Annotated in this window: 8 protein-coding genes and 2 rRNA genes; all 10 read right to left on the bottom strand. The window is 29.0% G+C overall.

What is annotated here, in order from left to right:
- Nucleotides 1-116: ribosomal RNA gene (locus K0040_RS18695) — 16S ribosomal RNA — on the bottom strand; the annotation flags it as partial.
- A gap of 384 nt (nt 117-500) precedes the next feature.
- Nucleotides 501-1127, bottom strand: a complete 627-nt coding sequence (locus K0040_RS18700; RefSeq protein ID WP_228110239.1) for a YesL family protein — start codon at nt 1125-1127, stop codon at nt 501-503.
- Between the two features lie 79 nt (nt 1128-1206).
- Nucleotides 1207-2319 (bottom strand): ABC transporter ATP-binding protein, encoded by a 1113-nt coding sequence (locus K0040_RS18705; RefSeq protein ID WP_228110240.1) that lies wholly within the window; start codon nt 2317-2319, stop codon nt 1207-1209.
- 38 nt (nt 2320-2357) lie between these two features.
- Entirely contained in the window at nt 2358-3392 is a 1035-nt protein-coding gene (locus K0040_RS18710) for a LacI family DNA-binding transcriptional regulator (RefSeq protein WP_228110241.1), read from the bottom strand.
- A gap of 65 nt (nt 3393-3457) precedes the next feature.
- On the bottom strand, nt 3458-4939 hold the full coding sequence (malQ, locus tag K0040_RS18715) for a 4-alpha-glucanotransferase (RefSeq protein WP_228110242.1): 1482 nt from the start codon (nt 4937-4939) through the stop codon (nt 3458-3460).
- Nucleotides 4940-4964: 25 nt separating this feature from the next.
- Nucleotides 4965-5819 carry a carbohydrate ABC transporter permease gene (locus tag K0040_RS18720; RefSeq protein ID WP_228110243.1) on the bottom strand — a complete coding sequence of 285 codons (855 nt, stop codon included), beginning with the start codon at nt 5817-5819 and terminating at the stop codon, nt 4965-4967.
- The gene (locus tag K0040_RS18725) at nt 5819-6664 is read right to left on the bottom strand and encodes a carbohydrate ABC transporter permease (protein ID WP_228110244.1); all 846 of its coding nucleotides are present in this window, start codon (nt 6662-6664) and stop codon (nt 5819-5821) included. The genes K0040_RS18720 and K0040_RS18725 overlap by 1 nt, the downstream gene beginning before the upstream one ends.
- 281 nt (nt 6665-6945) lie before the next feature.
- Nucleotides 6946-8286: an ABC transporter substrate-binding protein gene (locus K0040_RS18730; RefSeq protein WP_228110245.1), complete on the bottom strand. Its 1341-nt coding sequence runs from the start codon at nt 8284-8286 to the stop codon at nt 6946-6948.
- A gap of 219 nt (nt 8287-8505) precedes the next feature.
- On the bottom strand, nt 8506-10764 hold the full coding sequence (locus K0040_RS18735) for a glycogen/starch/alpha-glucan phosphorylase (RefSeq protein WP_316719755.1): 2259 nt from the start codon (nt 10762-10764) through the stop codon (nt 8506-8508).
- 269 nt (nt 10765-11033) lie between these two features.
- Nucleotides 11034-11150 (bottom strand): 5S ribosomal RNA (gene rrf, locus K0040_RS18740).
- Nucleotides 11151-11196: the final 46 nt, after the last annotated feature.

An 11196-nucleotide genomic window follows, 5' to 3' on the forward strand; every position in this document is an offset into this window, starting at 1 on the left:
GTTACCCACGCGTTACTCACCCGTCCGCCGCTCTTTACCGAAGTAAATCGCTCGACTTGCATGTGTTAGGCACGCCGCCAGCGTTCATCCTGAGCCAGGATCAAACTCTCATAAAAAAGTTGTCCATCGCTCAGACTAATCATTATCTGAATATCTGGCTTGGTTTGTTTGTTGTTTCAGTTTAATTCTTTAAGAATTAATTTATTGTTAACCTACTGTTTAATTTTCAAAGTTCTTTGCTTGTTTCAGCTTCTTTATTTTACCAAAGCTGTTTTTCTTTGTCAACTACTTTTTTAAGAAGTTTTTCGTTGACGTTTTGTCCCTGTCTCAAGGACAAGTAATACTATATCATCCTATTAATTAAGAGTCAATACTTTTTACAAAACTTTTTTTAATTATTTCATTTTTATTTATTAAAATCAACGCAATCACTGATAATACACAATTTTTTTAAATAACTAACTATGAAAAATATCGTTAATTCTTCATAGTTAGTTATTTTATTTTATAAGCTTATTAAATATATTCTCAAAAATTATAGAATTTATACAAATTATTATTCCAAAACCAATTACTGTATACAAGAATATTATCTGCCCCCAATAACTACTAAACAAATTAATTAGCAAAAATGGGCTTAAATTTAAAGTTACTATTATTACTGTATAAGGCAATTTCTGAATAGATATAAGGGCAGAATTTATCATAATGTTTTTTACAGTGTTTTCAAACTTAGATATTATAGGAAATACATATGTTAATGTAAAAGTATATATTATACCTATCATAGTAAATATAAACTGTAATACTTTACTTATTGATTCATGTGAAACTAGTGTAGACATATAAAAATCAAACAGCAATACTACTCCTATTATTAACATAATGAACCATACTGTCGTGCTAGTTTTAAAGTTTTCTTTAAAACTTCTAATAAATTCTTTTACTATATATGTTTCTTCATCTTTTATCATTTTCATTGCAACATAATATGCAGCTGTAATTGATGCTCCTATAGTTACAATGGGCAAACATGAAATTATACATAGCAAGTTAAGTATAACTATATCTGTTATCTTTCCTAAGATTTCAAAAAACTTGTTATCATAACTAAATAAATTATCCATAAAAACCCTTCCTCTTAATTTAAAATATATAAAATAAAACTGCCATATTCATGACTATAGCAGTTTATTTATATTTTTATTAATTTGTTATTACTTCCCCAGTTTCATTGTCAAATATATGAACTTTTTCCATATCAAATTTAAATTTTACTTTATCCCCTACTCTTGCTTGAGTTGTGGCTTTTACTCTTGCAGTCATAGCTGATTGTTCTATGTTAAAGTATAAGTACACTTCTGATCCTAGTAATTCATATACATTTATAGTCGTTTCAATTTCTCTTCCTGTACTTTCTTCATTTAATTCAGTTAAATCATGTACATTTTCTGGACGTATTCCCATACATACTACTTTATTTATATACCCACCATCAACTAGGGATTTACCTTTAGTTTTTGGCAGTATTAATTCATATTTTCCTATTTTTAATACAACATCATTTCCATTTTTGCAAACTGTTGCATCTAAAAAGTTCATTTGTGGCGAACCTATAAATCCAGCAACAAATTTATTCTCAGGTAAATTGTATAAGTTTTGTGGTGTATCAACTTGTTGAACTATACCATCTTTCATTACTACAATTTTAGTACCAAGAGTCATAGCTTCTGTTTGGTCATGAGTTACATATATCATAGTTGCTCCTAATCTTTCATGTAACTTAGATATTTCTGTACGCATTTGAACCCTTAGTTTAGCATCAAGATTTGATAAAGGTTCATCCATTAAGAACACTTTTGGTTCACGAACTATTGCTCTTCCCATGGCAACCCTTTGTCTTTGTCCTCCTGATAATGCTTTAGGTTTTCGATCTAATAATTTTTCAAGATCTAGTATTTTAGCAGCATATTTTACTTTTTCATCTATTATTTCTTTTGAGACTTTCTTTAATTTTAGTCCAAAGGCCATATTATCATATACACTTAAATGTGGGTACAAAGCATAACTTTGGAATACCATAGCTATATCTCTATCTTTAGCTTCCACATCATTTACTACTCTATCATCTATTTTTAAAGTTCCTTTGCTTATATCTTCTAATCCTGCTATCATTCTTAACGTTGTAGATTTACCACAACCAGATGGACCTACAAATATTATAAAATCTTTGTCTTCTATTTCTAAATTAAAATCTTTTACAGCTTCAAAACCATTTGGATATATTTTACTTATATTTTGTAATGATAAGCTTGCCATTTTTCAATCCCCCTCATATATACTTAATGGTACTAAAATTATCTATTTAATTCTGAAGTTGACTCTCTCTCAATTAATTCCCCTCGGAAAACTCGATGCTGATTTTTTGTCTTCTTATTAATTAAATCAAATAAGATTTTAGTAGTTTCTCTTGCCATCTCTTCCACAGGTTGACGTATAGTAGTAATAGAAGGATTATAATAATATGTAATATCTAATCCATCAAATCCTACAACAGAATAATCCTGAGGAATCCTTTTTCCATTTTCTAGTATAGCTTTACTTGCTCCAATTGCCATACTGTCAGAAATAGAATAAACTGCTGTAAACTCTTCTCCTGATGTTAAGAGCTCTTTCATAAGTTTATATCCATTTTCCATGATTTGAATATTTTCATTATCATTAATATGTCTAATTAAATTTTCATTTATAGGTATATTTCTTTTAATTAAGGCATTGCGATAGCCTTGTATACGTAATTTACTAATACTTTGGTCACTTTTACCTGCAGCTAAAATTGCAATTTTTGTATGACCTTTATCACATAGGAAATTAACTACTTTTTCACTTTCATTTTTATCATCTACACATACTGAGGAATATAAATTTTTATTTACATCGCCTGCTATAGCTATTGTACTTAAAACAAACGGTATATTGATTTCTTTTAGCTTCTCTTCTTGATGAGAAAAATTTCCTCCTAAAAATACAATTCCCTTTAGCCTTTTTTCTTTTATTAGTTCTAAAGCTACTTCAACTTCATCTTGATTTGAATCAACTCTATGTAATATAAAGGAATATCTTCTGTCTTGTATCTCTTCTTCAAATACTTTTATCATGTTTTGAAAAAACGGGTTGTCTATACCCTTTATTAATACAGCTATGGTTTTAGTATCTAAAAGTTTTAAATTTCTAGCACTTTTGTTGGGAACAAAATTACTTTCTTTTATAACTTCCATTATCATAGTTCTGGTTTCTTCACTTATGTCCGGATGATTGTTAATGGCTCTTGAAACTGTGCTTACTCCGACACCACATTTCTTAGCTATATCTTTAATTGTGATTGCCTTCATATTAACACTACCCTTTCATTATTGTATTTTGGCTATATCAGTTTATCACATAATAGAGACTAAAGTTATATTCTTCCATATAATTTAGTTAACATCTTTATTTTCTTTATCATTTTCTTAGAGAAACAATCTTTCTGCATTCTCCATTTCCAGTTCATACCTAGAGTTGAAGGTATGTTTATTCTTGCTTCTGAACCTAAACCTAAATAATCTTGAACTGGAATTATACAAGTGTCTGCTACGCTTCTCATAGCTAAACATATAAAATCCCAATGTATCGCATTATCACAAGTATATTTATTATTCATATAATTAATAGACATTCTTTTATCTTCTTTACTGATTTCTTTATACCATCCACAAATAGTATTGTTATCATGTGTTCCAGTATAAACTATACAGTTTCTATCATAATTATGAGGTAGGTAATCGCTATCCTCTCTTGAGTCAAAGGCAAACTGTAGTATTTTCATACCTGGGTACCCTATATCTTTAAGAAGTTGTTGCACGCTTTCTGTTAAAAAACCTAAATCCTCTGCTATGATGTCTACATTTCCTAATTCTTCTTTTAAATATTTAAATAACTCTATACCAGGTCCTTTTTTCCATATTCCATTTACTGCCGTTAAATCCCCATATGGTATAGAATAGTATTCGTCAAAACCTCTAAAGTGGTCTATTCTTACAATGTCATATAATTCAAATGACTGTTTAATTCTTTTTATCCACCACTCATAATCTGTAAATTTATGATATTCCCAATCATATAAAGGATTGCCCCATAACTGACCTGTTTCACAGAAACTATCTGGCGGACAACCTGCAACAGCTACGGGCATACAATCTTTATCTAATTGGAATAGCTCAGGACTTGCCCATGTATCTGAACTATCTAATGATACATATATTGGAATATCACCTATAATAGAAATTCCTTTCTTATTTGCATAATCTTTCAATCTGTTCCATTGTACAAAGAATAAATATTGTAAATACTTATAGAATTCAATTTCTTCCTGTAATTTTTTCTCATATACCAATATAGATTCTTCTTTTCTTTCTCTTATATCTTCACTCCATTCTATCCATGACTTGCCATTATAAGAATCTTTTATCGCCATATATAGCGCATAGTCATGTAACCACCATTTATTTTTCTCACAATATGCATTAAACTTTTTATTTAATCCTATATTACTTCTTTTATATGCTACCTTTAATATCTTAAATCTTGATAAATAAATCTTTTCATAGTCAATAGATTCTTCATTATCTCCCCAATCATAGTTGTTACACTCTTCATTAGACAATAAATTTTCTTTAACTAGTTCATCTAAGTCTATAAAATATGGATTACCTGCAAAAGTAGAAAATGATTGATATGGAGAATCACCATATCCAGTAGGTCCAAGAGGCAAAATTTGCCATAAACTTTGACCTGCATCGTGTAATATATCTATAAAATCATAAGCTTCCTTTGAGAAAGCTCCTATACCATATTTTGATGGTAAACTTGCAACAGGTAATAACATCCCACTTCTTCTCATGATGTCCCTCCTATAATACTTTTTATTATCCTTTTACAGCTCCAGCAACAACGCCTTCTATAATATGTTTTTGGCAAACTAGGTAGAAAACTATTATTGGGATAATTGCTAATACAAGCATTGCCATCATAGCTCCCATATCTCTATTTCCATTTGATCCTACAAGCATTTGTATTACTACTGGAATTGTCTTATATTTTGTAGATAAACCTATTACTAAATATGGTAATAAGTAATCATTCCATACCCACATTGCATTTAGTATAGCAACTGTTATAGATGTTGGTTTTAATATTGGTAGTACTATATAGAAGTAAGTTTGTAACGGATTACAACCATCTATCATAGCGGCTTCTTCTATTTCTAAAGGTATTGATTTTATAAAACCACTAAACATAAATACTGATAGTCCCGACCCAAAACCAAGATATAATGCAATCATACCTATTGGATTTGACAAATTTAGTCCATCTGCCAATTTTACCATTGGGAACATTACCATTTGAAACGGCACTATCATCGAGAACACAAATAAATAATAAATAGCACTGGTTAATTTACTTTTTACTCTTGTTATATAATAAGCCGTCATAGATGTGAAGAAGATTATTACTACAACAGATCCTATTGTTATAAAGAATGACCATCCTATAGCACTTAAAAATCCTGTTCTTTCTAATCCATTAATATAGTTTGTAATTCCCACAAATGTTTCTGGTGTAGGAATTGAAAATGGATTATCACTTATAAAAAATTTACCCTTAAATGAATTTATAACTATAAATAAAATAGGAGCTAAAAAAATCACTACTAATGCACAAAGTATTAAAAATGTAATACTATTTCCTCTGCCTTTTTTTCTTGGAACTGCATTTTGCATTAATGTTCTACCTCCCTCTTTCTTGTATAATAGAGTTGTATAAGAGCAATTAGAGCTACTATCACAAAGAACATAACTGCCTTAGCCTGCCCTACGCCTTCAAAGTTGCTTCTTCCATAGAATGAATTAACTATATTTAATGCTAACATTTCAGTTTTATGCATTGGTGCACCATTAGTCAATGCTAAGTTTTGATCATATAGCTTGAAGCTGTTTGATAGTGTTAAGAAGAGACAAATTGTTATGGATGGCATTACCATCGGTATTGTTACATGTCTTAATGTTTGCCATTTTGTTGCTCCATCAATTTTTGATGCTTCTATTAATTCTGTTGGTACATTTTGAAGACCTGCAATATATATAATCATCATATACCCTATCATTTGCCAGTTCATCAATAATATTAATCCAATAAGTCCATACTTTCCATTGGCAACTAAAGTTGTTCCATAGTTTGCTAAAACAGCATTTATCATGGATTGCCAAGTGTAACCTAATACTATACCACCTATTAAGTTAGGCATAAAAAATACTGTACGGAAAAAGTTTGTTCCTTTTATCTTCTTTGTTAATAGATAAGCAAGTGTAAATGCAATTATATTAACTGTTACTATAGATACAATGGTGAAGAACGTTGTGAAACCAAATGATTCTATAAATCTTTGACTTGGGTCAAATGCAGTTATATAGTTTTGTATACCTACAAACTTTGCATTACTTACTGTAGTAAAATCACAAAATGATAAATATAATCCTGTTACAAATGGAATCATAAATGCAATAGCAAATGCAATCAGTGTTGGTAATAAAAATACAGCAAAATATTTTTTCAAAGTTTTTTGCATACTATACCTCCTATTATTAATAAAAAGTAAGTGCTATAAAATCATCTTAGCTAAATAAAAAGCTTAGTTCATAAATAGTATCACCTTCATTACTTAACAAGGACTCAATCCTTTTTTCGTTTAACGGTAATATACTGTTATTTATGACTAAGCCTTTTCTATCTTGAATTAATTTAATTTTACTATCTTTAAAATAGGGCTAGATTATTATTAAAAAATAATAATCTAGCAATTCTTAAAAATACACTTACAAGTATTTAATGGCTTATTAGTTGTTGTTATTATTTAGCTGCTTCTTTTTCACTAGCCCACTCATTAACTACTTTAGATTTAACATCTTCCCATTTCATATTTCCATTAGCATACTCAAGTAAAGCTGCTCCAAAATCATCTTTAAATGTTTGACTTGGGAATGAAACAAAGTTCCAGTCTACATTGTATAAGTCTTTATTTTCTAAATATCTTAAAACTTCTTGAGCCAAAGGATCTTGTGGAGTTTCAGCATCCTTAAATGTATCAAATGGAGCTATAAATCCTAATTCTTCTGTTACATGTTTTTTACCAGTATCAGAAGTAAATAACCACTCAATGAAAGCTATAGATGCTTTTTGGTCAGCTTCTGAAGCTTTGTTGTTTATAGAGAAGAAGTTTTCAGTTCCTATACAAAGACCTTGTTTTTCTTCACCTTTAACACCAGTGTATATTGGCATAAATTTAACATCATCTTCTTTAACAGTATTTCCTTCAACTTCTGCTATTTGTCCCCATCCCCAGTTACCATTTTGAACCATAGCTGCTTTACCTAAAGCGAATTCAGCCATTGAATCAGATACTGTTTTACTTCCTAATAAAGTAGGTTCACAAGTAGAATTTTTTATGTACAAATCAAATATGTTTTTGTATTGATCAGCATAAGTAAAATCTATCTTATCTAAATCAGTTGCTTCTTTATCTTTGTATTCATAATATATAGGTAAGTTAGCTAAGTGAGTTTGCCATCTCCAATCTTCACCAGGAGTTAATGATGTAGAAGCAAACACACCATCTATTCCCAACTTATCCTTTTTAGTTTGCATATCTTCTGCTACTTCTTTTAATTTATCATAATTATTTATTTCACCCATAGATTTAGCTTTTGCACCATCTAATTTAAAATATTTTTCCATTATTGCATTGTTATATATTATTCCATATCCCTCTTCAACATAAGGTATACCATACACTCCATCCCCATCTTTAACAGCCATATCTTCGTTTAATAAGTGCTTATATAATTCTGTATCTTTTAAATCAAGACAATAATCTTTCCATGATTTGTATCCTACTGGACCATTTATTTGGAATAGTGTTGGAGCTTCTTCTTTAGCTATTTCTGATTTTAAAGTTTGTTCATAAGTACCACTGGCAGCTGTAACTACCTTTACTTTTACGCCAGTTTCTTTTTCATAATCTTGAGCTATTTTTTTCCATTGTTCTTCCTGTTCTGGTTTGAAGCTTAAGTAGTATACCGAACCTTTTTGATCGTCTTTGGAGCCATCATCAGAAGACGAACAACCCGTTAATGCTACAGTTGCCATAACTGCAGATAAAGCAATTGTTAAATACTTTTTAAGTTTTATCATAATATTTCCCCCTCACATATTTTTATTCTATCTCCGGAAAGGTTTCCGATAACGTTTCCGAAATAACGTTTCCGAAATAACGTTTTCCTTCCCAGTAATAAGATAGTAACACCCATTTTTCTAAAAATCAATAATTTTTATGATATATTTTTAATTATATAAAATCAGCTATGTACACATATAAATCTATATTTTATAGTGTACATAACCAATGACTTTTTATTTTAATTTCCAAATATCATTATTATATTCTGCAATAGTTCTATCAGAAGAAAAATACCCCGCCTTACTAATATTAACTAACATTCTCTTTGACCACTTTTCTCTATTTTCATATTCTTTGAATAACTCTTCTTTTTTATCACAGTATGATTGGAAGTCTAATAATCCCATAAACCAATCTTTTCTCATTATTTCTTTATATAACCTTATAAGATTTTCTTCACAACCAATGTTCATAAGGTTATCACTAACAATAAAATCTACCACTTCTTTTATATTCTTATTTTTTATATAGAAATCAAGAGGATCATAATCTCCATCCTCATAATGTTTGATTACATTGTCACTACTCTCTCCAAATATGAATATATTTTCATCTCCAACACGTTCATGTATTTCTACATTAGCACCGTCTTCTGTTCCAAGAGTTAAGGCACCATTTAACATAAACTTCATATTTCCTGTTCCACTTGCCTCTTTTGATGCTAATGATATTTGTTCTGATATATCACATGCAGGTATTAATTTCTCAGCTGCAGTTACATTATAATTTTCTACCATCACAACTTTTAAGTGTTTACTCACTTCTTTGTCATTGTCTATAAGTTCTTGTAAACATAAAATTAAATGTATTATGTCTTTTGCTATTGTATAAGCTGGAGCTGCTTTTGCACCAAATATAATAGTTACAGGTGTTGTTGGTACATTTCCGTTTTTAATTTGTAAATATTTATAAATTACATATAAAGCATTCATATGTTGTCTCTTATACTCATGTAATCTTTTTATTTGAATATCAAATATAGAATTTTCATCAATTTCTACATTTTGAACTTTTTTAAGATAGTTTTTAAGACTTACCTTATTTACATGTTTAATATCTAATAACTTTTGAAGAACTGCTTTATCATTAACATATTTAATCATACCTTGTAATTTTTCTGCATCAGCTTTAAATTCATTTCCTATTAACTCTTCTATTAGCTTAGTTAATTCAGGATTGCAATGCATTAGCCATCTTCTAAATGTTATGCCATTTGTTTTGTTATTAAATTTTTTAGAATATATTTTATAAAATTTATTTAATTCATTATTTTTTAATATATCAGTATGAAGTGATGCAACTCCATTTACACTAAACGTATAATGTATATCTATATGAGCCATGTGAACATTTTTATTTTTATCTATTATGTATAAAGATTCCTCATCATATTTAGCTCTAACTTTTTTATCTAATTCTTTAATTATGGGTACAAGCTGTGGAACAGTTTTTTCTAAATATGTTATAGGCCACTTTTCTAATGCTTCTGCCAATATAGTATGATTAGTATAAGCACATGTTTTAGATACTATCTCTATAGCTTCATCCATTTCAATTCCTTTTTCAACTAAAAGACGTATAAGTTCAGGAATAACCATAGTTGGATGAGTATCATTTATCTGTATTACAGCATAATCATATAAATCATGAAGGTTAGAACCCTTTTGAATACATTCATCTAATATAAATCTAGCTCCATTACTAACCATAAAATATTGTTGGTAAATACGAAGAAGATGTCCTTTTTCATCACTATCATCAGGATATAAGAATAGAGTAAGATTTTTCCTAATATCTTCTTTATCAAAATTAATTCCGTCATTTACTATAGTTTCATCAACTGTTTCAATATCAAATAAATGAAGCTTATTCGTTGTGTTTTTATATCCTGTTATATTTATATCGTATAGCCTAGACTTTAATGAAAATCCATGAAAATCAATATCATAAGTTACATTCGTTTTTTTCAACCAACTTTGTTTTTCAATCCATTCATTTATTTCCTCATTTTGCAAATTATTTTTAAATACTTGTTTAAATAAACCAAAATGATAATTTAGTCCTATTCCATCTCCAGGAAGACCTAATGTAGCTATAGAATCTAAAAAACATGCAGCTAATCTTCCAAGTCCACCATTTCCCAAAGATGGTTCCGGCTCTACTTCTTCTATATCAGATAAACTTTTTCCATTGTCATTTAAAATTTTTTTAATTTCATCATAAATACCTAAATTTATTAAGTTATTTGATAATAACTTTCCAATTAAAAACTCTGCTGAAATATAATATAACTTCTTTTTATCTTGGTTTTCATTTATCTTATTTTCCCCAAGCTCTTGTACCATTTCTAATAGAGCATAGTAGATTTCTTCATTTGAACAAAATGAAATATCTTTATTGCACTTAGACTTTAATATTTTTGATAAATTCAAAGATAATCTCCCCTCCTGATTCCCCATTATTTTGGAAACGTTTTCGGTAACGTTACCACAAAATCCAAATCCATTTCCTGTATCCTTTGAGTTTTACAATTAATATTGTTTATGTTTCTTAGAATCATTGTTTTAAGGTTATTATAATTTATAAACTTTACTTTTACAACAATATTTATTATTTTAACAATTATTTTATTTATTAATTTATACAATAAAAAACATACCTATTTGGTATGCTTATAAATATGTTTTTCAATAAAAAAAATACGTGGCTACGTGCTACTCTCCCAGGAGGTCGCCCTCCAAGTACCATCGCCGCTCAAGAGCTTAACTTCTGTGTTCGGAATGGGAACAGGTGTATCCTCTTTGCTATAATAACCACATAATCTTTATATAAAGTATTAACTTTTGTTAGTACTTTCAAAACTG

Origin of the sequence: Terrisporobacter petrolearius (assembly GCF_020748185.1) — a bacterium.
GTDB classification, from domain to species: Bacteria; Bacillota; Clostridia; order Peptostreptococcales; family Peptostreptococcaceae; genus Terrisporobacter; species Terrisporobacter petrolearius.